The sequence below is a fragment of the Halorubrum rarum genome, from assembly GCF_048380895.1.
Classification (GTDB): Archaea; Halobacteriota; Halobacteria; order Halobacteriales; family Haloferacaceae; genus Halorubrum.
The window spans coordinates 151,096-174,937 of the sequence record NZ_JBLWMN010000002.1; the positions used below are offsets into that span (position 1 = coordinate 151,096).

At 68.2% G+C, this 23,842-nt stretch carries 24 protein-coding genes; 15 read left to right on the forward strand and 9 right to left on the reverse strand.

Going from position 1 to position 23,842, the window contains the following annotated elements; genetic code table 11:
- Positions 1-16: 16 nt before the first annotated feature.
- A complete protein-coding gene (locus ACNSN7_RS02435) occupies positions 17-481 on the reverse strand; it encodes an MGMT family protein (protein WP_418280392.1) in 465 nt (154 codons plus the stop codon).
- A 98-nt stretch (positions 482-579) separates the two neighbouring features.
- On the opposite strand from ACNSN7_RS02435, the gene trpC reads away from it, so the two are divergent.
- From trpC to ACNSN7_RS02455, 4 genes are all read left to right on the forward strand, one after another.
- Positions 580-1,494, forward strand: coding sequence for an indole-3-glycerol phosphate synthase (gene trpC, locus ACNSN7_RS02440; protein ID WP_418280394.1), 915 nt, complete (start codon positions 580-582; stop codon positions 1,492-1,494).
- Positions 1,491-2,786, forward strand: a complete 1,296-nt coding sequence (gene trpB, locus ACNSN7_RS02445) for a tryptophan synthase subunit beta (protein WP_418280395.1) — start codon at positions 1,491-1,493, stop codon at positions 2,784-2,786. Before trpC ends, trpB begins: the two co-directional genes overlap by 4 nt.
- Before the next feature lies 1 nt (position 2,787).
- Entirely contained in the window at positions 2,788-3,642 is an 855-nt protein-coding gene (trpA, locus tag ACNSN7_RS02450) for a tryptophan synthase subunit alpha (RefSeq protein WP_418280396.1), read from the forward strand.
- 104 nt (positions 3,643-3,746) lie between these two features.
- Positions 3,747-4,538, forward strand: a complete 792-nt coding sequence (locus tag ACNSN7_RS02455; protein ID WP_418280397.1) for a 2-amino-3,7-dideoxy-D-threo-hept-6-ulosonate synthase — start codon at positions 3,747-3,749, stop codon at positions 4,536-4,538.
- A 78-nt stretch (positions 4,539-4,616) separates the two neighbouring features.
- Here ACNSN7_RS02455 and ACNSN7_RS02460 read toward each other — a convergent pair whose 3' ends face one another.
- Positions 4,617-5,273: a helix-turn-helix domain-containing protein gene (locus tag ACNSN7_RS02460; protein WP_418280398.1), complete on the reverse strand. Its 657-nt coding sequence runs from the start codon at positions 5,271-5,273 to the stop codon at positions 4,617-4,619.
- A 99-nt stretch (positions 5,274-5,372) separates the two neighbouring features.
- On the opposite strand from ACNSN7_RS02460, the gene ACNSN7_RS02465 reads away from it, so the two are divergent.
- Positions 5,373-6,713 carry a cytochrome P450 gene (locus ACNSN7_RS02465; RefSeq protein WP_418280400.1) on the forward strand — a complete coding sequence of 447 codons (1,341 nt, stop codon included), beginning with the start codon at positions 5,373-5,375 and terminating at the stop codon, positions 6,711-6,713.
- 87 nt (positions 6,714-6,800) lie between these two features.
- Positions 6,801-7,973, forward strand: coding sequence for a 3-dehydroquinate synthase II (locus ACNSN7_RS02470; protein ID WP_418280401.1), 1,173 nt, complete (start codon positions 6,801-6,803; stop codon positions 7,971-7,973).
- 192 nt (positions 7,974-8,165) lie between these two features.
- Here ACNSN7_RS02470 and nth read toward each other — a convergent pair whose 3' ends face one another.
- The gene (nth, locus tag ACNSN7_RS02475; protein ID WP_418280402.1) at positions 8,166-8,849 is read right to left on the reverse strand and encodes an endonuclease III; all 684 of its coding nucleotides are present in this window, start codon (positions 8,847-8,849) and stop codon (positions 8,166-8,168) included.
- 231 nt (positions 8,850-9,080) lie between these two features.
- Between nth and ACNSN7_RS02480 the strand changes: the two genes are divergently transcribed.
- Both ACNSN7_RS02480 and ACNSN7_RS02485 read left to right on the forward strand, forming a co-directional pair.
- A complete protein-coding gene (locus tag ACNSN7_RS02480) occupies positions 9,081-9,821 on the forward strand; it encodes a hypothetical protein (RefSeq protein WP_418280587.1) in 741 nt (246 codons plus the stop codon).
- A gap of 100 nt (positions 9,822-9,921) precedes the next feature.
- Positions 9,922-10,788 (forward strand): SDR family oxidoreductase, encoded by an 867-nt coding sequence (locus tag ACNSN7_RS02485; protein WP_418280403.1) that lies wholly within the window; start codon positions 9,922-9,924, stop codon positions 10,786-10,788.
- On the opposite strand, the gene ACNSN7_RS02490 is transcribed toward ACNSN7_RS02485, so the two are convergent.
- A complete protein-coding gene (locus ACNSN7_RS02490; RefSeq protein WP_418280404.1) occupies positions 10,778-11,293 on the reverse strand; it encodes a DUF7984 family protein in 516 nt (171 codons plus the stop codon). The two genes, ACNSN7_RS02485 and ACNSN7_RS02490, sit on opposite strands and share 11 nt — an antisense overlap.
- Before the next feature lie 231 nt (positions 11,294-11,524).
- Between ACNSN7_RS02490 and ACNSN7_RS02495 the strand changes: the two genes are divergently transcribed.
- The 4 genes from ACNSN7_RS02495 to ACNSN7_RS02510 all read left to right on the forward strand — a co-directional run bounded on the left by ACNSN7_RS02495 (position 11,525) and on the right by ACNSN7_RS02510 (position 14,986).
- Positions 11,525-13,450, forward strand: a complete 1,926-nt coding sequence (locus ACNSN7_RS02495; protein ID WP_418280406.1) for a beta-CASP ribonuclease aCPSF1 — start codon at positions 11,525-11,527, stop codon at positions 13,448-13,450.
- Positions 13,451-13,496: 46 nt separating this feature from the next.
- Complete coding sequence (locus tag ACNSN7_RS02500) at positions 13,497-13,883, forward strand: methylglyoxal synthase (protein ID WP_418280407.1); 387 nt, start codon at positions 13,497-13,499, stop codon at positions 13,881-13,883.
- A gap of 112 nt (positions 13,884-13,995) precedes the next feature.
- Entirely contained in the window at positions 13,996-14,499 is a 504-nt protein-coding gene (locus ACNSN7_RS02505) for a DUF7332 family protein (protein WP_418280409.1), read from the forward strand.
- Positions 14,500-14,659: 160 nt separating this feature from the next.
- On the forward strand, positions 14,660-14,986 hold the full coding sequence (locus ACNSN7_RS02510; RefSeq protein WP_418280410.1) for a hypothetical protein: 327 nt from the start codon (positions 14,660-14,662) through the stop codon (positions 14,984-14,986).
- Positions 14,987-14,997: 11 nt separating this feature from the next.
- Here ACNSN7_RS02510 and ACNSN7_RS02515 read toward each other — a convergent pair whose 3' ends face one another.
- A complete protein-coding gene (locus ACNSN7_RS02515; RefSeq protein ID WP_418280411.1) occupies positions 14,998-15,795 on the reverse strand; it encodes an endonuclease III domain-containing protein in 798 nt (265 codons plus the stop codon).
- Positions 15,796-15,930: 135 nt separating this feature from the next.
- Between ACNSN7_RS02515 and ACNSN7_RS02520 the strand changes: the two genes are divergently transcribed.
- From ACNSN7_RS02520 to ACNSN7_RS02530, 3 genes are all read left to right on the forward strand, one after another.
- A complete protein-coding gene (locus ACNSN7_RS02520) occupies positions 15,931-16,224 on the forward strand; it encodes a 50S ribosomal protein L21e (RefSeq protein ID WP_418280412.1) in 294 nt (97 codons plus the stop codon).
- Position 16,225: 1 nt separating this feature from the next.
- Positions 16,226-16,582, forward strand: a complete 357-nt coding sequence (locus ACNSN7_RS02525; protein WP_418280414.1) for an RNA polymerase Rpb4 family protein — start codon at positions 16,226-16,228, stop codon at positions 16,580-16,582.
- Positions 16,583-16,689: 107 nt separating this feature from the next.
- Complete coding sequence (locus tag ACNSN7_RS02530) at positions 16,690-17,325, forward strand: DUF655 domain-containing protein (protein ID WP_418280416.1); 636 nt, start codon at positions 16,690-16,692, stop codon at positions 17,323-17,325.
- Between the two features lie 11 nt (positions 17,326-17,336).
- On the opposite strand, the gene ACNSN7_RS02535 is transcribed toward ACNSN7_RS02530, so the two are convergent.
- The 4 genes from ACNSN7_RS02535 to pheS form a co-directional block, all read right to left on the reverse strand.
- Positions 17,337-17,807, reverse strand: coding sequence for a DUF371 domain-containing protein (locus ACNSN7_RS02535; protein WP_418280417.1), 471 nt, complete (start codon positions 17,805-17,807; stop codon positions 17,337-17,339).
- A gap of 78 nt (positions 17,808-17,885) precedes the next feature.
- Entirely contained in the window at positions 17,886-20,288 is a 2,403-nt protein-coding gene (locus ACNSN7_RS02540) for a DNA methyltransferase family protein (protein ID WP_418280418.1), read from the reverse strand.
- A gap of 58 nt (positions 20,289-20,346) precedes the next feature.
- Positions 20,347-22,083 (reverse strand): phenylalanine--tRNA ligase subunit beta, encoded by a 1,737-nt coding sequence (pheT, locus tag ACNSN7_RS02545; protein WP_418280420.1) that lies wholly within the window; start codon positions 22,081-22,083, stop codon positions 20,347-20,349.
- Positions 22,083-23,609, reverse strand: a complete 1,527-nt coding sequence (pheS, locus tag ACNSN7_RS02550) for a phenylalanine--tRNA ligase subunit alpha (RefSeq protein WP_418280421.1) — start codon at positions 23,607-23,609, stop codon at positions 22,083-22,085. Before pheS ends, pheT begins: the two co-directional genes overlap by 1 nt.
- Between the last annotated feature and the right edge of the window lie 233 nt (positions 23,610-23,842).

The window sequence follows — 23,842 nt, forward strand, 5'->3', positions numbered from 1 at the left end:
CCGACCGTCCGCTTTTTCACAGGCCCTCGAGCCGCCGGACCGTCTCGTGGACGCTCGCGGGAGTCGCGTACGGACCGCCCTGCACCCGATGCTCCGGGATCAGGATCGGGATCGGGTTCCCGCGGAGCGACCGACTCACGAGTTCGAGGTCGTCCGGGTCGTTGTCGTCGAGCGCGGCCAGTCGCGTCAACCGGCTCACCGACACCTCCTCGCCGTATCGGACCTCGCGAAGCGCCTCCAGCACCCCGCGTCGATCCGTCGGCACCGTCAGTCCGACGGCGACGTCGGCGAAATCGTCGGGCTCGCCGCGGAGGTACTCCCCGATCCGGTCGAGCAGCGCGTGGTCGTCGTCCGCGTCCTCGGGGACGCGCTCCGGGAACGACACCGCGATCACCCGTCCCCCGGCGAAGCCGACCTCGACGGCGAGGTCCAGTTCGTCGTACGCCCGTGCGAACACGCCTGACGTACCCATGCTCACCATGCTTCGACTGCGGTACGATGAGGGTTAAAAGGGACGACCCGCGTGAGCGCCCCGACCCCGCAAGCCTTATGAACAGATACGTACATTAGTGTACAGTAATGGACGATCCAGACGAGCTGGCCCCGGCGGTTCGGTCCATCCTGTCCGCGGCTCGGGAGCGGTCCGGGCGGCGCGGGGAGGCCGAGAGCGGAGTCGAGGCGGCCGAGAGCAAATCCGAAGTCGGCGACGACGCGGAGATCGGGGTCGACGACGGAGCGGAGCCCGAGTCGGTCGACGTCGACCCGCGCGATCTGACGGCCGCGTTCGACCGTGCGGAGTCCGACGGTCGCGTCCCGATCGTCGCCGAGGTGAAGCCGACGAGTCCGACGACGGAGGGGACCCGCGAGGACGACCCGGTCGAACTCGCCGAGGCGATGGTCGCGGGCGGTGCGGCCGCACTGAGCGTGCTCACCGAGCCGGCGCATTTCGGCGGAAGCGTGGACACGCTCGAACGCGTCCGGGAGGCGGTCGACGTCCCCGTCCTCCGAAAGGACTTCCTCCTCCGCGAGGAGCAGCTCGACGCCGTCGAGAGCGACGTCGTCCTGCTGATCGCACGGTTCGTGGGCGACGACCTCGCCGAGTTGCTCGCGGCCGCCCGCGACCGCGGCTTCCAGGTGCTCGTGGAGGTTCACGACCGCGAGGAGCTGGACCGCGCGATCGACGCCGGCGCGGACGTGATCGGCGTGAACAACCGCGACCTGTCGAAACTGCAGGTCGACCTCGGAACCTTCGAGTCGGTCGCGCCCCACGTCCCGGACGAGGTCACGCTGATCGCCGAAAGCGGCGTGTCGACGCCGGCCGACGTCCGCCGGATGCGCGCGGCGGGCGCGGACGCGCTGCTCGTCGGCTCGGCGATCATGGCCGGCGACGTCGAGGCGAACACGAGGGAGCTGACCCGAGCCGCCGACGATGAGGGACCGACGGACGAGACGCCCACGGACGACGCACCAACACGAGACACCACACCCACATGAGCGAAACCGAACCCACGACGACGGACACGACGACGCGACCGGGCCGGAAGCGCGGCCGCGAGGACGGGAAGTTCGGCCGCTACGGCGGCCAGTACGTCCCGGAGGCGCTGATGCCTGCGATCGAGGAGCTGACCGACGCCTACGAGCGCTACGTCCTCGCCAACGAGGACGGATTCATGGACGAGTTCCGCGAGCGGCTCGCCGACTTCGGCGGCCGTCCGACGCCGCTCCAGCGCGCGGACCGGCTCTCCGAGCGCTACGACCGCGACGTCTACCTCAAACGCGAGGACCTGCTCCACGGCGGCGCACACAAGCTGAACAACGCCCTCGGCCAGGTGCTGTTAGCGAAGTACATGGGCAAAGAGCGGATCATCGCGGAGACCGGGGCCGGACAGCACGGCACCGCGACCGCGATGGCGGCCGCCCACCTCGATATGCCCTGTACGATCTACATGGGCGAGCGCGACATCAACCGCCAGCGACCCAACGTGTTCCGGATGAAGCTCAACGGCTCGGACGTCAAGCCGGTTACCGCGGGCCGCGGCACGCTGAAGGAGGCCATCTCGGAGACGATGCGCGACTGGGCCGCCACGGTGGAGGACACCCACTACGTCATCGGATCGGTCGTCGGCCCGCACCCGTTCCCGGTGATGGTCCGGGACTTTCAGGCGGTCATCTCCGAGGAGGCCCGCGAGCAGTCGATCGAGAGATTCGGGCAGCTCCCGACCGACGTCGTCGCCTGCGCGGGCGGCGGCTCCAACACGATGGGGTCGTTCGCGGCGTTCGTCGACGACGAATCGGTGGCGCTCCACGCCGTCGAGGCCGGCGGCACCACGCTGGAGGTCGACGAGGAGGCGGGCGTCGCGCCGAACTCCGCGTCCCTCTATGCGGGCGAGGAGGGCGTCCTCCACGGCGCGCGCACGAAGCTACTCCAGGACTCACACGGCCAGATCATGGAGAGCCACTCGATCTCCTCCGGGCTCGACTACGCCGGCGTCGGTCCCGAGCTCGCGTACCTCGTCGACGAGGGGCGGGTGAGTCCGGTCGCCGTCGACGACGACGACGCACTGGAGGGGTTCCATCGCCTCTCCGCGACGGAGGGGATCATCCCCGCGCTGGAGTCCGCACACGCGTTCGGGTTCCTGGAGGAACACGCCGACGATCTCGGCGAGCGCGTGGTCGTGACGGTGTCGGGCCGCGGGGACAAGGACCTCGACGCCGCCATCGAGGAGACGGACGCGCGCGACATCGAGGAAGCGCCGGACATGTCGATGTTCACGGAGGGGATCTGAGATGACGTCGACCGGCAACTCGGACGCGATCGCCGAGGCGTTCGCCGACGGCCCCGCGTACATCCCGTACCTCGCGGTCGGCGACCCCGACTACGAGTCGTCGATCGCGTACGTCGAGGCGCTCGACCGCGGCGGCGCGGACGTCATCGAGCTCGGTTTGCCCTTCTCGGAGCCGATCGCGGAGGGACCGACCATTCAGGGCGCGGTCGTCCGCGCGCTGGAGGGAGGGATGACCCCGGACCGCTTCTTCGAGTTCGTCGAGGACGTCGACGTCGACGCACCGCTCGTCTGTATGACCTACTACAACCTGATCTACCAGTGGGGAGACAGCGACGGTCCCCGGTCGTTCGTCGAGCGCGCCGCCGAGGTCGGGCTGGAAGGGTTCGTCGTCCCCGATCTGCCCGCCGAAGAGGCCGACCCCCTGCGCGAGGCGTGCGACGAGTTCGGGCTCGATCTCGTGTTCATCGTCGCGCCGACGACGGAGGGGGACCGCCTCGATCGGATCATGAGCCGCGTGTCCGGATACGTGTACGTGCAGGCGCGCCTCGGCACGACCGGCGCGAAGTCGGACGTCTCCGACCAGACGACGACGAGTCTCGATCGACTCCGCGAGTACGACGTGCCCAAGGCGGTCGGATTCGGGATCTCGACGGGCGAGCACGCCGAGCGCATCGTGTCGGCCGGAGCGGACGGGATCATCGTCGGCTCGGCGCTCGTCGACATCGTGGCCGACGGCGTCGACGAGGGGCGATCGGCGGCCGACGTCGCCGACGACCTCGAAGCGCTCTCGCGCGAGTTGAAGGCGGGGGCCGAGCGCGGGTACGCGACCCGGGCGAGCGCCGGCGACGCCCGGTAGCTCACTCCCGGAGCGACCGGTCACCGCCGGTCCGAGTCAATACGTCCCCGAACGAAACCCACTTACCGTTGATTGCCACACTCTCACACAACGAGCCATTCCACATGACAGCAGGACTCGCCGCACGACTCGACCGCATCTCCACGAACGACCGCTACCTCATCGTCCCGATGGACCACGGGATCACGATGGGTGCCGTGAAGGGACTCGTCGACATCGAGTCGACCATCGACGGCGTCACGAACGGCGGTGCCGACGCCGTCCTCACGCAGAAAGGGGTCGCGCCTCGCGTTCACGACAACAAGAACGGCGCGGGCTACATCGTCCACGTCAACGCCTCGACGACGATCGGACCGGACGAGAACGACAAACGCGTCACCGCCACCGCGGAGGAGGCGATCCGGGCGGGCGCTGACGCCGTCTCCTTCCACATCAACGTCGGCTCCGATCACGAGCCCGACCAGATCGAGGAGCTCGCGGAGCTGACCGACGACGCGACGCGACTCGGGCTCCCGGTCCTCGCGATGGCGTACGCGCGCGGCCCGGGCGTCGACTCCACGGACCCCGAATCGCTCGGTCACGCCGTCCGACTCGCCGAGGAGCTCGGTGCGGACGTCGTGAAGACGGGGTACTCCGGCGACGGCGACTCCTTTACGCGCGTCACCGAGTCGACCCGGCTCCCGGTCGTCATCGCCGGCGGCTCGAAGGGAACCGACCGCGAGACCGTCGAGATGGTCCGCGGCGCGATGGACGGCGGCGCGGCCGGCGTCTCGATGGGGCGATCGATCTTCCAGCACGACGACCCCGAGGGGATCGCGAGCGCCGTCTCCGCCATCGTCCACGACGACGCCGACGTCGATTCGGCGCTCCGCGCCGGCGGGTTCCTTGAGGCGTAACGCGTTTCTCGTCGGCTCGGACCGCGTTTCTCGTCGGCTCGGACCGTCCGACGTCGCCGACGTGTAGGGTAGGGTAGTTCACATCCGTCCGTCGAGATGGCTCCCGACCAGCGCAGCCTCGGCCTTCCGGAGGTGTTCGCCGGCGGCGCTCGTCGAAAGGCCCAGCTCGGCGGCGACCGCCGCGACTGACCCCTCCCGCGGCACCTCGTAGTACCCGACGCGGTCGGCCGCGCGCAGCGCCTCGCGCTGTCGTTTCGTGAGGGCCCCGCGACGGTCCGGCGGCCCCATCCCGGTGACCGTCCGTAATTCGACGTCGTAGCCGTCGGGAAGCGCGGACAGCGCCGCGTCGACGTCGGCGGTGCGCCCGAGGAACCGCACCGTCACGCGCCGGTCCGGAAGGTAGGTGACCGGCGGCACCGCGATCAGGTCGGTGTCGGAGAACGGGTCGACGAACGCCCGATGGCTCGGGGTTGCAGCCTCGCGGACGTATAAATAAAGCTCGCCCGGATCGCCGTCGACGAGCTCGTATTCGTCGATCGTGTCCGTGCCGTGGAGGGCGGCCTCGTACGGCTCCCTCGCGGCGAGGACGCGAAAGAGGACCGCCACCGACGTCGGGTCGGCCGTGTTCCACTGGAGCATCTCGCTCCGATGGACCGCCGGATGTTCGTCGATGAGCGCGTGCATGGGGTGCTGGTCCGTAGACGGGATCGTGATCGTCAACGTGAACGACCGCATGGTCCCGCCTACGAACCGACTATATAAATAGCCGGACGCATCCGGCCAAACGGCGATTCCACGTCTCCCCGTACGATCCGTCATGAGGGACGATTCGCCATGAGACGGGACACGCGGGCGTCGACGGTCGACCGGTCGGGGGTCCCGCTTCTCGGGAGCGTTCATCGGATCGCGCACGACCCCCTCGAGTTCCTCGGGGAGGCGCGCGAGTACGGGGACCTGATGGGCTATCGCGTCCTCCGCGATCGCGCCCACGTCGTCGTTCACCCCGACGCGGTTCGAACGGTGCTCGTCGACCGCGACGACGCCTTCCGCAAGGGGTCGATGATCCGCCGACAGACCGGAACGCTGCTCGGGAAGGGGATCTTCCTCGCCGAGGGCGACGACTGGCGAGGTCAGCGGACGACGATGCAGCCCGCCTTCTACCGCGAGCAGGTGGCCGCCTACGGCGACGTCATGGTCGACCACGCCGCGTCGACGGCGGCCGGCTGGGAGGACGGCGAGGTCGTCGACGTCGCGGCCGCAGCGCGGGACCTCACCCTGGGCGTGCTCGTGGAGGCCCTGTTCGGGTTGTCGCCCGGCGAGGACCGCGAGCTCGTCGCCCGCGCGGCGGAGGCGATCGCGACTCGATTCGACTCCCGCCGGGTCGCCTCCTTTCTCCCCGACTGGCTCCCGACGCCGACGAACGTGCGCTACCGTCGGGCGATGGGTGACCTCCGGGCGCGGCTGGACGAGATCATCGCGGAGCGTCGCGCGGCGGTCGAGGCCGGCGAACTCCCCGGAACCGACCTCCTCTCCATCCTCGTGACCGCGACCGACGAGGGAGGGATGGACGACGACACGCTCCGGGACAACCTCGTCACCTTCCTGTTCGCCGGCCACGAGACCTCCGCGATCGCCCTCGCGTGCGCGCTCCACGCTCTGGCGACGCATCCCGACGAGCAGGCGACGGCGGCCGATCGCGTTGCGGCGTTCGGCGATCCGGCCGCCGATCCCGCGGCCGCGAGCGAACGCGACGCCCTCGAGGCGATCGACCGCGTCATCGACGAGGCGCTCCGGCTGTACCCGCCCGTTTACATCTTCTTTCGCGAGCCGGTCGAGGACGTCGAGATACGCGGCCACCGGATTCCCGCCGGGAGCACGCTCTCGCTGTCGCCCTGGACGTGCCAGCGCGACCCGCGCTGGTGGGACGAGCCCGACGCGTTCCGCCCCGGGCGCTGGGTCGGTGGGTCGGACCGCCCCGAGTACGCGTACTTCCCGTTCGGGGGCGGACCGCGCGCCTGCATCGGAGCTCGATTCGCGCGGCTGGAGCTTCGACTCGTCCTGGCAACCCTGCTCTCGCGGTATCGGTTCGAACCCGTGACCGGGGAGCTCTCGTTCGCGCCGAGCGCGAACCTCCGGCCCGACGGGTCGGTGCGGCTGCGCGTTCACGGGCGGTAGGTGAGCGATCGCGGCGAGTGGCGGCCGGCGAACTCGGTCCCTGCGGCTTTCGCAGTTTTCAAGCCGCGTCGCCGCAACCGTCGGGTAATGACACGCACGGTCTGGATCAAAGCCGACGCGAGCGTCGGCGACTGGGAGACGCGGAAGCGACGGGTCACGACGGCGATCGAGGCCGGAGCCGACTGGGTACTCGTCGACGAGGGCGACGTCGGACGGGTCCGCGAACTGGGAGACGTGAACGTCGCCGCGTTCCGCTCGGAGGCGGACGTCGTCGACGGCGACGGCGAGGACGCCGAGGCGGACGCCTACTTCGTCGGCAAGGACGGCGAGGGGGACGGTACGATCGACATGCCGGACGACCTGTCCGGCTCCGCGGACCTCACCACGCTCCGCCGACGCGACGACCGCGCACAGGGCGCGTACGTCCGCGTGCTCGGGACGGAGTACGAGGCGTTCGCGGAGGCGGCCGCGGAGGACGCCGACTACACCGTGATCGTCGGCGAGGACTGGTCGATCATCCCCTTGGAGAACCTCATCGCGCGCGTCGGCGACGAGACGCACCTGATCGCGGGTGCGACGACGGCGGCGGAGGCCCGGACGGCGTTCGAAACGCTGGAGATCGGCGCGGACGGCGTGCTGCTCGACGCCGACGACCCCGACGAGATCCGCGGTGCGGTCGACGCGCGCGACGCCGCCGACCGGGAGACGCTCGATCTCCGCCACGCGGAGGTAACGGCGGTCGAACGGACCGGGATGGCCGACCGCGTCTGTATCGACACCGGCTCGCTGATGGACGACGACGAGGGGATGCTCGTCGGATCGATGTCGCGCGGGCTCTTTTTCGTCCACGCCGAGACCGCCGAGTCGCCGTACGTCGAGTCGCGGCCGTTCCGCGTGAACGCGGGCGCGGTTCACGCGTACGTCCGCAACGCCGAGGGCGGGACGAACTACCTCGCGGAGCTGTCGAGCGGCGACGAGGTGCAGATCGTCGACACCGCGGGACACACCCGCGAGGCGATCGTCGGTCGCGTGAAGATCGAGAAGCGCCCGATGTTCCGGCTCCAGGCCGAGGTGGAGACGGACGACGGGATCGACCGCATCGAGACGCTCATCCAGAACGCCGAGACGGTGAAGGTCGCGACCAGCGAGGGACGCACCGCCGTCACCGACCTCAACGTCGGCGACGAGGTGCTCGTCTACTACGAGGACGTGGCGCGACACTTCGGCGAGGCCGTCGAGGAGAGCATCATCGAGAAGTGAGACGACCCGGCGCGTCGTGACGTCGACGCGGACGTCGACGCCGTCCGCTTACCGTTTCCCGCCCGCTTATCGCTCCTCACCCGCTTATCGCTCCTCACCCGCTTACCGCTCCTCACCCGCTTACCGCTCCTCACCCGCTTACCGCTCATCGCCCGCTTACCGCTCATCGCCCGCTTACCGCTCATCGCCCGCTTACCACTCCTCGCCGCTCGCGAGGTCGACCGCGGAGTCGAGCTTCGAGGAGGGACACAGGTCCTCCAACACGCAGTCGGAACAGTCCGGGTTGATCGCGGTACACGTCGCGCGGCCGTGGTCGATGAACAGGTGGGTGTACTGCTGCCAGTCGTCCTCGGGGACGATATCGAGAAGGTCCGTCTCGATCGCCTTCGGGCGCGTCTCCTCGGTGATCCCGAGTCGGCGCGAGATGCGCTGGACGTGCGTGTCGACGACGATCCCCTCTACGACGTCGTGTCCGTGCTGGAGGACGACGTTCGCGGTCTTTCGGCCGACTCCCGCCAGATCGGTGAGTTCGGACATCGTGTCCGGGACGTCGCCGTCGTGTTTCTCGGCGATGTCGGCACACGCCGAGCGGATGTACGTCGCCTTGTTGTTGTAGTAGGTGATGGAGTTTATCGCCTCCGCGAGCTCCTCCTGTGGTGCGTTCGCGTACTCCTCGGGCGTGCGATACGTCTCGAACAGCTCCGCACAGACCGAGTTCACGCGCTCGTCGGTGCACTGCGCCGAGAGGATCACGGCGATCAGCAGTTCGAGGCGGTTCGAGTAGTTCAGCGAGATCGTCGAATCGGGGTACTCCTCGTACAGTCGGTCGAGGACCTCGGCGACCTGTGCCTCCCGGTCGGCGTGCGGCGTTCCCATGTGCGGAACTGCGCGTCGCCCGCATTGAACGGTTCGGAACCGTTCGGCCGACGACGGAGGAACCGCCCGGCCGACGACGGAGGAACCGCCCGGCCGACGACGGAGGAACCGCCCGGCCGACGACGGGAGACGACCGACGACGCACGTCTGACGGCCGGGACAAAGGCACAAAGTTCACGTCACCGCGCCTGTGAGTTGTGGAGGATGGAACGACGAGGGCAGATAGGACTGCTGGAGGCGCTACTTCTCGACGTCGTCCGTCTCCACGAAACGTGGATGGAGCTCGTCTTCCCGAGACAGCTCGATCCGAGCACGGTGTTGGGGAAATGGCGGCCGGAGACGACGCCAGAAACGATCGCGTACTACCTGTGGGCCGCACTCGGGGCCCCGCTAGTGGCAGTCACGTATCCGCTTTTGCTCGTCGGATTCGCCACCCGTTTTTACGCCGCGAAGCTCGACTCCGCGGTCGCGCGCTTCGGCGTCGTCGGCGCAGTGCTCGTCGCGACCGTTCTGTGGGGCTCGCTCACCCTGGTGACGCACCTGCAACTCCCGTTCGACGACGTGATCGCGGTCGGCGCTGCAAGCGTCGTGGCGATCGTCTCCGCGGCGCTCGCGGCGGGCTTCTCGAAGGTCGGTGGGCGCTTCGTGAGCGTCCTGTTCGCGTACCCGTTCGCGATGACCGCGATCTTCCTCCCGCCGGTCGTCGCCGCGCTGGTGACCCCGTCGCTCGAACAGCTCATCCTCCCGCCGAGCTACGATCTCGCCCGCTGGATCCTCGACACGTTCCTCGCCGTCGGAGGGATCAACGACACGCTCCGCGGCGCGTTCGATCTGGAGACGTTCGGCGAGCAGTGGGGACTGCCCGGGCTGGGGTACGTGCTGATGTGGGTCGGCATCTCCGTCCCGCTCGGCTGGTTCCTCGGCGTACTCGTGGCGCTGGCGGACCTCGTCCGTCCGAAACCCGACGACTAGGGACCGGTCCCGGCCCGTCCCGTTCTCGCTCGGGAAACACCTTGCAGACGCCGTCGGACCACGTCGTCGACGCAGTCGAGCGGCGTCGGTCGGGAGAGTTATGCCGACGGCGACCGACGGCGGAGACGTGCAGAAGACGGTACTCATCACCGGCTGTTCGTCCGGTATCGGCCGCGCCGCCGCCCGCGCGTTCAACGACGAAGGGTGGACGGTGTACGCCACCGCCCGCAATCCGGCGGACATCCAGACGCTCGGCGAGCAGGGCTGTGAGCTGGCGACGCTCGACGTCACCGATCCCGACGACGTCGATCGAGTCGTCGACCGGATCCTCGACGAGGAGGGCGCGATCGACGCTCTCGTCAACAACGCCGGGTACGGCCAGTTCGGCCCGATGGAGGACGTGACGACCGATCGAGTCCACGAGCAGTTCGACGTCAACGTGTACGGCCCTCATCGCCTTATCAGGGCGGTTCTCCCGGGGATGCGCCGCGAGCGCGACGGAACGATCATCAACGTCTCGTCCGTCGCCGGACGGGTGTCGTTCCCCGGCGGCGGCGTCTACTGTGGCTCGAAGTTCGCGATCGAGGCGATGTCCGACGCGCTCCGCAACGAGGTCCGGGAGTTCGGGATCGACGTGGTCGTCGTCCAGCCGGGACCGGTGAAAACGAACTTCTCGACGCGGGCGGAGCGGGCGACGGATCCCGGGGAGGTGGACGGGATCGAGCGGTCCGGCGCGTACGACGACTTCTACGCGCTGTTCGAGGACACGCAGACGGTCGGCGGTGACGGTCCCGGATCCGTCGAACCGGAGCTGGTCGCCGAGGAGATCCTCAACGCGGCGAGCGCGACGAAACCGCCCGCCCGCGTGCAGCCGGGAACGGTCGCCCGGGTCGGCGTGCTCGCGCGGTTCCTCCCGGACTCGGTTCGCGACGCGCTGTTCGACGCCGTCGGGAAGTTCATCCGCTGAGGGTCCGGTCCGGATCGACCGCGAACGGACTCTCTCCCTCCCGCCAGTCCCACCCGGGGAGGCGCGTCTGGAACCCGGCGGCGAGCGCCGCGTCGAGGTCGTCGGCACCCGCCGTCCCGGCTCCCTCGGCGGTCGCGTCGCCGTCGACGTGGACGTCCGCGACGTGAAAGGTCGCCTGTGCGAGCAGCGAGAGGGGCTGTCCCCCCGCGATCGTCGCGGCGAGCTCGCGGCCGAGGACCTCGTCGACGACGAACCCGGGGTAGTCGTTCTCGACGTCGAGCTCACGGAGCAGACGAGCGTATCCGGCCACGTTGACGGCGACCTCGCCGTCCGCGAAGACGACATCGACCTCCCGGCGATACGTCTCCGCGTCGACGGCGTCGACCTCCGTGTCGAACAGGTCTCCGAGCCGAGACCGGGTGTCGTTGAGGATCGGGACGACGACGGCGGCTCGGTCGCGGACCCATCCGTGTTCCTCGGCGACGACGTCGGGGGTGACGTGCATGCGGCCGAGTTGGGAGCGCCGAGGCTTGCGTTTTGCGAAGGCTTTTATAACAACCGGGGATTACGTTCATCCAAGCGGGTTTTCGCTGGCTGTTCCCGCACGGCATCAACTACGGACAGTACTTCCACTATGCCTACTCCGTCACGGTCGACCGTTCGACGACGAGTCCCGGATCGTCACGCGAATCGGCGCTTCGCCGTCGACGTCGGCATCCACGGCCCGCAGTGAGATATGAGTCAAGTCGATAAGCAACTCGAGAATCTGAAAGACGAGATCGAACAGGAGATCCCGAACGACATCACGGTTACGGACGTCAAGTACGAGGGTCCGGAGCTGGTCGTATACACCCGCGATCCCAAGCGGTTCGCCGGCGACGGCGACCTGATCCGGCGGCTCGCGTCCAAGCTCCGGAAACGGATCACGATCCGCCCGGACCCGGCCTCGCTGTCCCCGCCGAACCAGGCGGAAGCGCAGGTTCGGTCCGTGATCCCCGAGGAGGCGGGCGTGACCGACCTCGACTTCCACGAGGACACCGGCGAGGTCGTCATCGAGGCCCAGAAGCCGGGGATGGTGATCGGCCGACGCGGCTCAACGCTCCGGGAGATCACGAAGAAAGTCGGATGGACCCCGGAGGTCGTGCGGACGCCGCCGATCGAGTCGTCGACCGTCTCGAACGTCCGGAGCTTCCTGAAAAACGAGCGCGAGGAGCGCCGCGATATCCTCGAACGCGTCGGTCGTCAGATCCACCGCGAGGAGATGTCCGACGACGAGTGGGTCCGGATCACGACGCTCGGCTGCTGTCGCGAGGTCGGACGCGCCGCGTTCATCCTCTCGACGCCGGAAACTCGGATCCTCATCGACTGCGGGGACAAGCCCGGAGCCGAAGGAGAGGTGCCGTACCTCCAAGTCCCCGAAGCGCTCGGCGCGGGCGCGGCCACGCTCGACGCCGTCGTGTTGACCCACGCCCACCTCGATCACTCCGCGCTCCTGCCGCTCATCTTCAAGTACGGCTACGACGGGCCGGTGTACACGACCGAGCCGAGCCGCGACCTGATGGGACTGCTCACGCTCGATTACCTCGACGTCGCCGCCAAGGAGGGGCGGACGCCACCGTACGAGTCCGCACAGGTCCGGGAGACGATCAAACACACGATCCCGCTGGAGTACGGCGACGTGACGGACATCGCGCCGGACATCAAGCTCACCTTCCACAACGCGGGGCATATCCTCGGTAGCGCGGTGACGCATTTCCACATCGGCGACGGCCTCTACAACGTCGCCTTCTCCGGCGACATTCACTACGAGGACACGCGGCTGTTCAACGGCGCAGTCAACGACTTCCCGCGCGTCGAGACGCTCGTGTTGGAGTCCACGTACGGCGGCCGAAACGACTACCAGACCGACCAGGACGACTCCGAGGAGGCGCTCAAACGCGTCATCAACGAGACGTACGAGCAGGGCGGCAAGGTCCTCATACCCGCGTTCGCGGTCGGCCGCTCACAGGAGATCATGCTCGTGTTGGAGGAGGCGATGCGAAACGGCGACATCCCGTCGATGCCCGTCCACCTCGACGGGATGATATGGGAGGCGACGGCGATCCACACGACGTACCCCGAGTACCTTCGTGACGACCTGCAAGAGCGGATCTTCCACGAGGACGAGAACCCGTTCCTCGCCGACGAGTTCAACCACATCGACGCCGGCGAGGACGAACGGCAGGAGGTCGCCGACGGCGACCAGTGTATCGTCCTCTCGACGTCCGGGATGATCGAGGGCGGCCCGATCATGTCGTGGCTCCGTCACATCGGCCCCGACCCGAAGTCGAACCTCGTGTTCGTCGGCTACCAGGCACAGGGGACGCTCGGTCGTCGGATCCAGAACGGGTGGGACGAGATCCCGATCTCCGACTGGGGCAACGGCGGCCGCGGCGACACCCTCCAGCTTGAGATGGGCACGGAGACCGTCGACGGCTTCTCCGGTCACGCCGACCGACAGGGGCTCGAGAACTTCGTGAAGACGATGAACCCCCGCCCCGAGAAGGTGCTGTGTGTCCACGGCGACGAACGCTCCGTCCAGGACCTCTCGTCCGCGCTGTACCACGACTACAACATGCGGACGTTCGCCCCGAAGAACCTGGAGACGTTCCGGTTTAAATAAGCACGGCCGCGTGACCTTTTAAGCGCCGTCGCCGGGATAGCCGTGTATGCGCATCGCGCTCATCGCACACGACGAGTTGAAAGACGAGATGGTCGAGTTCGTGGAGACGTACGCCGACGTCCTCGAGGAGTGTGAGCTGATCACGACCGGGACGACGGGAACGCGTATCGCCGACGAGACGGGACTGACGGTGAACCGGCAGTCGTCGGGACCGCTCGGCGGTGACCTCCAGATCGGCGCGATGATCGCGAACGACCGAATACACGGCGTTGTGTTCCTGCGTGATCCCCTGACTGCACAGCCGCACGAACCGGACATCTCCGCGCTGTTGCGCGTCTGTGACGTGAAGGACGTCCCGCTGGCGACGAACGAGGCGTCCGCGGAGCTGCTCGTCGAGGGCCTTCTCGTGGAGAGGCTCCTCGACGACGAGTGAACGAACGAGGCGTGCGCGCATCGCTCCCGCGTGAACGTCGCGTTGCCGCCGCGTATCAGAACGGAGAACCCGCCCGCCGGAGTTATGTTACCGACCCGCCTCGGTCGAGTCGATGACGCAGTCGTCGCGGGGGCGCTGGATCGCGATCGGCCTCGCCGGAGTCCTGCTGATGGCAGGAGTCGTAAGCGGCGTTGCGGTCGCGAGCGACCCGGCCACCGTCGCCGGAAGCGACCCGGGCGACGAGGGCGACGGAGCGACGGTCGAGCCGATCACGCAGTGTTTCGCGGGCGAGGGGTATCCGCTCGTGATCGGCGACCCACCGGCCACGATCGATTCGGTCGTCCATCTCTCCGTGGTGACCGATCCCGACAACGGCGGCGAGTTCGGCGTCGAACTGGCCGGCACGCTCGGCGACGACCGGATCGTGACGCTCGCCGCGGGCGTCCGGCTGAGCCGAGCGGGACTGGTCGCGACCGGCGTGAACCCGTTCGCCGCGTTCGACCTCCTGTACACCTACGAACTCCGGCTTCCGATGTTCGACGGCGCGATCGACGAGTCGAGCTACGCCGAGGACCGCCCGCCGGTGTCGGCGGCGGCCGGGACAGTCCCGTGTTGAGCGGCGTCAGGCCGCCGTCGGCCGCGCGGTGACGGTCACCGCCGGAGCGACCCACACCGCCCCGAAGACACTTCCCCGAAGACACTTGGTCGTGGCTCCGACACCGAGGATCGTGTACCGACGTCGTTTGCTCGGTCTCCTCGGCGGGACTTTCCCCGTCGTGTCCGGTTGTATCGGGCCGACCGGAGACCGAACCGAGGCGGTGCTCGTCGTGGAGAGCCGATACGACGCCGAACGAACCTTCGTCGTCCGGTTCGAGGAGGGAGACATCGTCTCCTTTCAGGAACGGGTGACGCTCGATCCGGACGAGAGCGTTCGGGTCGAGGACGACCTCTTTCGTGGAGCCGACCGCGCGGACGTGTTCGTCGAGGTGTTGGTCGGCACCGAACAGGAGACGGTCCACGAGACCGCCGTCGAGGCCGGCAGAGACGAGTACCGTCTCCTCGTGGGACCGGACGGGATCGACGTGGTCAATGGCGACCCGTGAGGGCGGCCGACTCAGTCCATCGCGGGATCGACGAACTCGCCGTCGATCTCGTCGATCCCGACGCGGTCACACAGATCGTATAGGGGACACGCCTCGGGTCCGTCGAGGCAGGCCGGCTTCCGGGCAGTGCAGTACTCGCGACCGAACTGGATCATCGCGGTGTGGCCGAAGCCGCACTTCTCCGGCGGAACCGCGGCCTCGATCGCCTCGCGGACCGTCTCGTGGTCGGCGTCGGCCGGCGCGAGACCCATCCGCCGGGCGATCCGATGGACGTGGGTGTCGACGGGAAAGACGCCGCCGCGGCCGCCGGCGAACAGCAGGACGCAGTCGGCGGTCTTCGGCCCGACGCCGTCGACCGACAGCAGCGTCTCGCGCACCTCGATCGGGTCCGACTCGGTGACGTAACCGTCGAACGCGCTCGTCGAACCGAACTCGTCGAGCGCCCACTCGGCGGCGTTCCCGATCACCTCTGACTTCCGGTTGTACAGGCCGGCCGAGGCGATCGTCTCCGCCAGTTCGTCGCGGTCGGCGTCGGCGAGCGACTCGGCGAGCCCCGCGGCGGGTCCGTAACGCGCCATCAGCGAGTCGTGTGCGGGCTGGCTCGCCGTATCCGAGGTGTTCTGTGAGAGGATCGTCCGGACGAGACATTCGAAGCCGTCCTGTCCGCCGTACGCCTTCTGCCAGTACGTCTCGCCGAGCCGATCGACCACCGCCTCCGCGCGGGTGTCGCTCTCGCCGGGGGCGAACTCGTCGAACTCGCCGCCGCCGTCCGTGCCGCCGCTGATGTTCTCCGCGGGCTCGTCGGCCATACGATCGGTTGGAACCGCAGCGTACAAAGATGATCGGCGGGCCGCGATCGACCGGAAACGTGTGGGACACGTCCTCGCTCGGAGGACCGTAACGCACGATTTATAACTGCGGCAGCGGAATGGGGTCACACGACTATGCCGAGTTCCAATGGGCCCCAGAAGGCGACCCGCGACAAGCTGTCCAACAAGCCACGAGACCGCGGTACGTCGCCGCCGCAGCGTGCGATCCAGGAGTTCGACGAGGGGACGCAGGTCCACCTCAAGATCGACCCGAGCGTGCAGGACGGTCGGTTCCACCCCCGTTTCGACGGCCGGACCGGTACCGTTGTCGGGAAACAGGGGGCGGCGTTCAAAGTAGAGATCGGTGACGGCGGCAAGACGAAGACGCTCATCGTCCGTGCCGCTCACATGAGCGCACAGCAGAACTGAGATGACGATATTCAAGGAAAAAATCGACGAGGAGTACATAACGACCTCCGAGGCGAAGGAGGTCCTCGTCGAGATCGAGGACGCGCGTGCGGCCGACGAGGAGCGCGAGTTGCGCTACGAACTGGCCCGCGCCATCGAACACGTCAACCGCTTCGCATTCCTCGACGCCGAGGAGTCGCGAGAGCTGGTCGAGGAGCTCGCCGAGTTCGACCAGATAGACGTACCGACCGCGATCAAGATCACGGACTTGCTTCCGGAGGACCGCACGGAGCTCCGGGCCGTCTTCGCCCAGGAACGGTACTCGCTGTCCGGCGACGAGCTCGACGACGTGTTGAACGTCGTCGCCAAATACGCCTGACGACGCCGAACCGTCGCCGGATCGACGGCGACGTGGCGTCTCGGCGACGGCGTGTCGGCACTGTTCGCGGCATCGGTTTTTAACCGTCGAGACGCGTACACGAGAGTATGAGCGATAACGAGGCCGACGCGACCGCGGAGGGGCCCGACGACGTGGACGAGTCGGGTTCGACCGACGACTCGGCGGCCGCCGGTGACGAGCGGTCCTCGGTCGTCTTACTCGACGTGCTCCCGAACGGGCGACCGGACGACGATCGGCCGAACTACCAGAAGTCCCCGATCGCGTACGGGCTCGAAACCGACTCGTTTCTCCTGTACGAACTCGCGCTCTCCGACGAGGCTGACCTCGCCGTGAGCGACCGGATCCCGCTCGACGACAACGACGACGTGACCCGGTACCGGGCGGTCGAGTTCGACGACCTTACCCGGAACGCGGCCGCCGAGATCGAGTACGCGGTCAGCGATATCGTCGACGCCGAGGAGCGGCGCTTCGTCGACTTCTATAACGAGGCGGGGCCGATGACCCTTCGGCTCCACCAGCTCAACCTCCTGCCGGGGATCGGCAAGAAGCTCCGGAACAACGTTCTCGACGAGCGCAAGCGGGGCCCCTTCGAGAGCTTCGAGGCCCTCTCCGACCGCGTCTCCGGACTCCATCGTCCACGCGAGGTGATAGTCGAGCGGATCGTCGAGGAGATCCGCGAGGACGACCTGAAGTACCAGACGTTCGTCGACCGCAACGCCTAGGTCGCTGCCAGTTACGGGAGATCGACTTCGAGCCGGAGCGTCGCGGCCGCACCGTCGGCGAGCGCAGCGACGAGGTCACGGTCGAGATCGACCGCGGCCGCATCGGCGTCGACGAGGATCGTCCGCTCGTCGTCGGTGTACTCGCTGGTGCGGCCGACCATCGTCCGATCGTCGAGGAGCGTCAGGTCGGGATCGCCACGGCCGGCGATCGTCGCCTCGTGGGTCCCGTCAGTCCCCTCGACGACGATCGTCGCCGTGATCGTCGCGTCCGCGTTCCGGCACGCCGCCTTGAACGCCGGATCGAACTCGCGGGGCGTCCGGTCGGCGTCGACCGCGAGAATGCAGTCGCCGGCCGGCGTGAGCCAGTCGTCGGTCGTGAACTCGAACGTGCTCGCGTGCTCGGCCGTGACGTTCTCGTGGCCCCGCGCGTGAACCGTCTCGACGAGCGTGTCGACGGTGTCGACGTCGGAATCGTCGGTCATACCCGTCGGTCCGCGACGGCGAGTCAAATCGCTGGCGTTCGGCGATCGCGGCTCAGCCGCTGGCGTTCGGCGGGGCGCTCACAGGAACGTCGTGTCGTCGGCTACCAGCCGCTCGACGATCCGGTCGATCTCCGCTTGGACGCGCTCCAGTTCGTCGATCGTGGTCCCGTTGTAGGCCCGCTTGCTCGTGTCCGTGTGTTCGGGGACGATCCCGTGGGCTCGCACGGAGAGCTCCGCGAGCCGCCTGGCGTCCGCCGTCTCCCGCCATTCCGGGAGTCGGAGTTCGGAGACGACCGCCTTCGAGAGGCTGGCTTTCCCGTCCGACGCGATCGCGGTCAGGGACCGCTGGTAGACCGCGGAGTTCAACAGCGCACAGAGGAAGTGCGCCTCCCGCTCGTCGTCCGTCGCGATGAACATGAAGTGGTCGCCGGGCACGACCTGCTTCGTGCCGAGGTCCTCGTCGTCGACGGTCGATACGACCGCGAAGTGCGGTTTGAACCCGAGCCGGCACCACACGACCTTGTAGTCGGCCCACGTGTACTCACCGAGCCCGAACACGTTGTAGAACGGCCCCTGTTGGAGCCACGACGACGACCGAGCCGCGAGCGCCTCTCGGCGATCGGAGAGGTACTCGTACGTGTTCGGGAATCCGGCCCGCAGCTCGGCCTCGTTGTCCTCGTCGACCTTCCGGATCGGAACGAGCCGAAGCTCGTGACCGAACAGGCCGTACTTCACGACGTGTCGCGATTTGATGTACGGATATACGAGGTCCGGCTCCAGCTCCGAGAGCGTCTCGCGGTCGATCGAGAACACGTCCTGTGCGTCGTCTTTCACGCCGTGTCGCACGTCGTGGTCACACGCGCCGAGCGCGGCGCGCTCCGCGTCCCGTCTGACCCACGTGGAGGCGTCGTCGTCCGGATCGAGCGGCAGGAGCTCGGTGTCCGCCGCGGTCAGCGTCGCCCGAACGGCCGACGCGTCCGAGAAGTCGGGGACGGTCTTGTCGGGGGCGGTCTCGTCGGGGGCGGTCTCGTCGGGGGCGGTCTCGTCGGGGGCGGCCTTGTCGGGGGCGGTCTCGCCGGAAGAGACAGTGCATTCGGGACGTCCGCCGCTCTCCGCGAGGTTCGGACACGCCGGCGTCCACGAGGTCGTGTCGATCGGAAACGTCGAGTGAGCGTCCGCAGCCAGCGTGTACACGGCGGCGTTCGCGTTGACCTGGTCGCCGAACGGGTGGAGATCGTTGAAGTCGTGGACGTGCGTCACGTCGAGCGAGCGGTCGCCGACCGCGAGCGTTCGGAACAGAGTGCCAGCCGGCCCCTTCGAGAGGTTGCGTTTCAACACGAAGCTGGCCTGCCCGCCCTCGCGCAGATAGCGGTCGATGCAGACCCAGACGAACGGCACGGAGACGTCGTCGTTGGCGTGTCCCAGCCGCGACTCGATCCCGTCGTGCGGAAACAGGTCCAGTCGGTCGACGTATGTCTCGCGCCACCGACGCTTGACCGCGTCCGGGAGCCGTCCCCACGTGATCCACGGCGGGTTACCGACGAGATGGGTCACCGACGGCTCGAACGGCTCGCCGCGGAACGTCATCGGTTCCTCGCACGTGATCCCGAGCGCGTCGGTCAGGAACACCGGAATCTCGACGGCGTCAGCGTCCGCCCGTTTGAGGGCCGGCAGCAGCGCCAGCACGTAGGCGAGCTTCGCGCTCGTCACCGCGACCGGGTTCAGATCGATACCGGCCACCGACGACGTGATCCGGGACACGACGTCGGCCGGATCGGTCGACTCCGGCGTCGCGGCGAGCAGGCGATCGATACAGACCGAGAGGAACACGCCGGAGCCACAGCCGGGATCGAGAAACGAGACGCCGGTCGTGGCAGTGTGGTCCTCGACCGTCGCGCCGGCGTCCGCCCCGCCATCGAACGCGCCGGCGTCCGCCCCCAGTGAAAAGGTATCGACGTCCATCGCACCGACGGCGAGCTCGGCGACTCCCCGAGGCGTGTAGTACTCGCCGAGTTCGAGCCGGATCTCTCGCGGGACGATCGACTCGTAAAGGGACCGGATAGCGTCGGCGTCGGCCGCACGGAGCGCATCCGCAGAGAGGTGCGCCTCGAGCTCCTCCGTGACCGCGTCGAGGTCGACGACGCGCTCGTGGAGCGGCCGGAACCGAACGGAGAGCGCGTCGGTGTTGGCGCGCGGCTCCCGGTTGGCGAGCGCGAACCCGAACGTCCGCTCCGCGAACTCGAGAAGCCGGTCGACGACGAGATCGAAATACAGCGAGTCGACGAACAGTTCGACCTCCGGAGCCTCGCCCGGAAGATCCGTGAGGACGTCCCCATGGCTCGCGACGAAGAACCGGAGCCACTTCTCGTGGGCTCGTCGCACCGCCTCGTCGGTTTCGAGCAGCGTCGTCGCGTTCTCGGTGTAGCGACGGTACAGCCGGCTTCCACGGCCCCATCTCTCGAAGGTCGGACGGTCACTCATGCGGGTGTTCGGGGATGGTTCGGGGATGGTTCGGGGATGGTTCGGACGCGAAGTGGAGTTACGCCAGCGCGTCGAGGTGGAACTCGAAGGCGGCGACCGGCAGTTCGAGGTCGTGTTCGACGAGCACCGCCGGATGGAGTTCGCCGATGACTCCCACCGACTCGCCCTCGATGACCACGCTCGCAGCGCGCCCCTCGATGAACGACGGATGCTCGGTCCGTGGCGTCTCCAGTTCAACGCCGAAGGCGTTACACAGCGCCTGGAGCCGCCCCTTCGCAGCCTCGTAGGAGGCGTCACGGCGGGCGAGCGCGGCGGCGACGTGCCGGCGTTCGGCGACGTTCGTGTTCTCCGCGTCGTCGCGCTCGGCGACGAATCCGACCTCGGCGACGTCCTGCGGGTACGCGTTGTGGGTGTTGCGTTCGAGCAGCATCGTCAGCGAGGGCAGCGCCCACGTCCGCAGTTGGGTGTAATCCTCGCTGTACGGCTCCGTGATCTCGACGGGGTCGCCCCCGCCGAGGACGTCGGTCCCGGCCTCGATCCGCATCCGGTCGTAGTTCTCCACACCGGATATCATATGGAAGTTCAACAGGTCCTCGGATCCGAGCCCGATCAGGCTCGTCCGAACCGCGTCCTCCAGGCGGGAGCGCTCGTGTCGGCCGCCGACCGTCCCGACGTCGGGGTAGCGCGGCTCCAGGCGGTCGAAACCGTACGCGCGGCCGACGTCGTCGATCAGATCCAGCGGGTGAAGCACGTCGACGCGGTACGGCGGAATCGTCACCTCGTAGGTCGTCTCCTCGTCGAGCGCGTAGCTCGCGTCGAGCCCGGAGCGCTCGAAGCAGTCGACGACCTCCTCGCGGTCGAGGTCGACGCCGAGCAGCGTCTCGATCCGGTCGTGGGTCACCGACTTCTCGACGGTGTCGAGGTTCGGGCGGACGAGTTCGGCCCCGTACTCCGAGGGGTGTGTCGCGCCGTCGGCGTACGCCACGTCGACCTCCTCGATCGTCGCGCCGCGGGCCGAGAGCGCGTAACAGATGATCGTACACATCTTGTCGATCGTCCACTGGTCGGTGCCGGTGAGCTCGACGAACAGCTCCCGAGAGCCCGTCGTCACCTCGGTTCGCTTGCCGTTGATAACGGGCGGGAACGAGAACAGTCCCAGCTCGTCGTAGATCGCCGGGTAGCGGTCGTACTCGCTCACGAGGTCGGCGTACGTCGTCCCGGTGTCGTGCTCGACGAGGACGTCCGCCGGCGTCAACTCGTCGTTCGAGTCGAGCGGGACGAACGTGTCTCCCTCGGGATCGACGCCGCGGTAGGTGATCGATCGCTCCGTCCCCTCCTGCATGGGCGCACCCTTGATCATCGCGAGGTCGTGGATCCCGATCGCGCCCTTCGCGCGGCCGCGGCCCATCGTCGCGTGGAGCTTCTCCTGGAGCTGGATCAGCGAATCGAGCGCGTTCTCGTCCAGATCGACGCCGCGGATCACCGCGCCGGTGACGTACGGTCGCTCGTCGGGCACCGACTCGTCGACCTCGATAGTCCACTCGGCGTCGTTCGTCTCGGGGACGTACACGCCGCGGGCGTCGCCGTAGTGGTACCGGAGCGAGCGGGCGACCCCCTCGACGCTCAGACGGTCGAGGCGGTCGGGAGCGAACTCGAACTGGAGGTCGCCGTCGTCCGTCTCGCCCTCGAACTCCAGTCCGAGTCCGAACAGGTCCGCTTTCAGCTCCGCGTCGTCCTTCTCGTCGTGACCGACCAGCTGGCGCAGCTCGTCGGGGTCGATGTCGACGACGGGCATCAGTACGTCACCTCCGCGTTCCGCAGGAAGTCGATGTCGGCCAGCGTCCCGTGGAGGTCGCGGATGTCCTCCGCGCCCGTCGTGAGCATCGCGAGCCGTTCGAGAGCGAGCCCCCACGCCATCACGTCGCAGTCGACGCCGAGCGGGCCGGTCACCTCCTCGCGGAAGATGCCGGAGTTGCCGATCTCTATCTCCTCGCCCGTCTCCGGGTGTTCGCCGAACAGCTCGAAGGACGGCTCAGTATACGGGTTGTAGTGCGGTTTAAATCGGATCCCCTCGATGCCGAACTGACGGTAGAACTCCTCGAAGGTGCCCATCAGGTCGCGCACGGAGAGGTCCTCCGCCATCACCCATCCCTCGATCTGGAAGAACTCGAGGAGGTGCGTCGGGTCCAGCGTGTCGTTTCGGTACACCTTCTCGACGGAGAAGTAGCGCTGGGGCGGCTCCAGTTCGGCTCCGGCGATACCGGAGAGGTACCGCATCGACAGCGACGTCGTGTGGCCGCGCAAGGCGATCTCGCGTGCGAACTCCTCGGACCACGGCGAGTGGTAGCCGTCGCCGTCGATCCCCCACCCGTCGCGGTGGGCCGCCTCGACCCGCCGGATCAGCTCGTCCGGGATCGACTCCATCGGATCGACGTCCAGCGCGAACCGGTCCCAGTGGGTCCGCGCCGGGTGGTCCTGCGGCATGAACAGGCAGTCGTTGATCCAGAAGTCGCTGTCGGCGTGCGGGCCCTCCATCTCCTGGAAGCCCATACCGACCAGCACGTCTTTCACGCGATCCGCGGTTCCCCGGAGGACGTGTTTCCGCCCGCCCTGCGCGGCCGGGGCATCGGCCTCGACGTTGTACTCGGAGAAGTCGACGTCGCGCCACTCGCCGCTGGCGAGCAGCTCCGGCGTCAGCTCGCCGACCGTTTCGGCGGCTTCGACGCCCGCCATCAGCGCGTCGACGCCCGCGTCGGTGAGCGTGACCGATCGGGTCGTTCGCTCGGCGAGGTCGACGAGCCCCCGAGAGGCGAGCCGGTCGATCGTCCCCTCCTCGACGTCCGCGAGCGCCGCCGTGCCGTCGTCGTCACCGGCCGCGAGCGCCGCGAGCGCCGCGGCCTCCGGGTCGGCGTCCGGATCGGCGTCGGGATCGATCGAGAGCTCGCCGGAGTCGATCGCGCCGAATCCCTTGCGCGGGAAGTTCGAGAGCGCGATGTCGACCTCGGGACCCTCCAGGTCGGCTCCGCCGATGACCTGCCCCATGGGGGCGGGGTCGTCGTCCGCTCCGGCGGCGAGCGCGGCGCGGTACAGCCGCGTCTCCGGGAGCTCGTCGTCGACGTAGCGTCGCCCCTCCTCGGTGAGCTCGGCGCGCTCGTCGGTCGCCTCGGTGACCGCGAGCAGTCCCTCGTCACGCAGATCGAAGACGGCACCCGTCACCGTCTCGGGTTTGAGCCCGGTCTCTGCGGCGATCGCTGCTATCGTCCGTTCGTCCGTCGCGCTCGCGGCTTCGAGGACCGCGAGCTGTCGTTCCGGGAGTCGCATTCGAGTTGTCTCAATACGTGTGGGGACGGTTGGTAACGGTTCCGGCACGCGTCGACCGTGAGTCAGGGGATCCACCGCACCTGCGGAAGTCAGGGTGATCCACCGCACCTGCGGAAGTCAGGGTGATCCACCGGAAACGCAGCGTCCGCGTTCTCCACTCCTGCTCAGAAGTCAGATCTGGTCCGGCCGACCCGGAGGTCGAGCCCGATTCGTCCGACTCCGTGAGCGAGAAC

Bases quoted from the DNA above. Each gene is read 5' to 3' on its own strand.
- ACNSN7_RS02435 (WP_418280392.1), bottom strand. From the start codon at position 481: ATGGTGAGCATGGGTACGTCAGGCGTGTTCGCACGGGCGTACGACGAA.
- trpC (WP_418280394.1), top strand. From the start codon at position 580: ATGGACGATCCAGACGAGCTGGCCCCGGCGGTTCGGTCCATCCTGTCC.
- trpB (WP_418280395.1), top strand. From the start codon at position 1,491: ATGAGCGAAACCGAACCCACGACGACGGACACGACGACGCGACCGGGC.
- trpA (WP_418280396.1), top strand. From the start codon at position 2,788: ATGACGTCGACCGGCAACTCGGACGCGATCGCCGAGGCGTTCGCCGAC.
- ACNSN7_RS02455 (WP_418280397.1), top strand. From the start codon at position 3,747: ATGACAGCAGGACTCGCCGCACGACTCGACCGCATCTCCACGAACGAC.
- ACNSN7_RS02460 (WP_418280398.1), bottom strand. From the start codon at position 5,273: ATGCGGTCGTTCACGTTGACGATCACGATCCCGTCTACGGACCAGCAC.
- ACNSN7_RS02465 (WP_418280400.1), top strand. From the start codon at position 5,373: ATGAGACGGGACACGCGGGCGTCGACGGTCGACCGGTCGGGGGTCCCG.
- ACNSN7_RS02470 (WP_418280401.1), top strand. From the start codon at position 6,801: ATGACACGCACGGTCTGGATCAAAGCCGACGCGAGCGTCGGCGACTGG.
- nth (WP_418280402.1), bottom strand. From the start codon at position 8,849: ATGGGAACGCCGCACGCCGACCGGGAGGCACAGGTCGCCGAGGTCCTC.
- ACNSN7_RS02485 (WP_418280403.1), top strand. From the start codon at position 9,922: ATGCCGACGGCGACCGACGGCGGAGACGTGCAGAAGACGGTACTCATC.
- ACNSN7_RS02490 (WP_418280404.1), bottom strand. From the start codon at position 11,293: ATGCACGTCACCCCCGACGTCGTCGCCGAGGAACACGGATGGGTCCGC.
- ACNSN7_RS02495 (WP_418280406.1), top strand. From the start codon at position 11,525: ATGAGTCAAGTCGATAAGCAACTCGAGAATCTGAAAGACGAGATCGAA.
- ACNSN7_RS02500 (WP_418280407.1), top strand. From the start codon at position 13,497: ATGCGCATCGCGCTCATCGCACACGACGAGTTGAAAGACGAGATGGTC.
- ACNSN7_RS02505 (WP_418280409.1), top strand. From the start codon at position 13,996: ATGACGCAGTCGTCGCGGGGGCGCTGGATCGCGATCGGCCTCGCCGGA.
- ACNSN7_RS02515 (WP_418280411.1), bottom strand. From the start codon at position 15,795: ATGGCCGACGAGCCCGCGGAGAACATCAGCGGCGGCACGGACGGCGGC.
- ACNSN7_RS02520 (WP_418280412.1), top strand. From the start codon at position 15,931: ATGCCGAGTTCCAATGGGCCCCAGAAGGCGACCCGCGACAAGCTGTCC.
- ACNSN7_RS02525 (WP_418280414.1), top strand. From the start codon at position 16,226: ATGACGATATTCAAGGAAAAAATCGACGAGGAGTACATAACGACCTCC.
- ACNSN7_RS02530 (WP_418280416.1), top strand. From the start codon at position 16,690: ATGAGCGATAACGAGGCCGACGCGACCGCGGAGGGGCCCGACGACGTG.
- ACNSN7_RS02535 (WP_418280417.1), bottom strand. From the start codon at position 17,807: ATGACCGACGATTCCGACGTCGACACCGTCGACACGCTCGTCGAGACG.
- ACNSN7_RS02540 (WP_418280418.1), bottom strand. From the start codon at position 20,288: ATGAGTGACCGTCCGACCTTCGAGAGATGGGGCCGTGGAAGCCGGCTG.
- pheT (WP_418280420.1), bottom strand. From the start codon at position 22,083: ATGCCCGTCGTCGACATCGACCCCGACGAGCTGCGCCAGCTGGTCGGT.
- pheS (WP_418280421.1), bottom strand. From the start codon at position 23,609: ATGCGACTCCCGGAACGACAGCTCGCGGTCCTCGAAGCCGCGAGCGCG.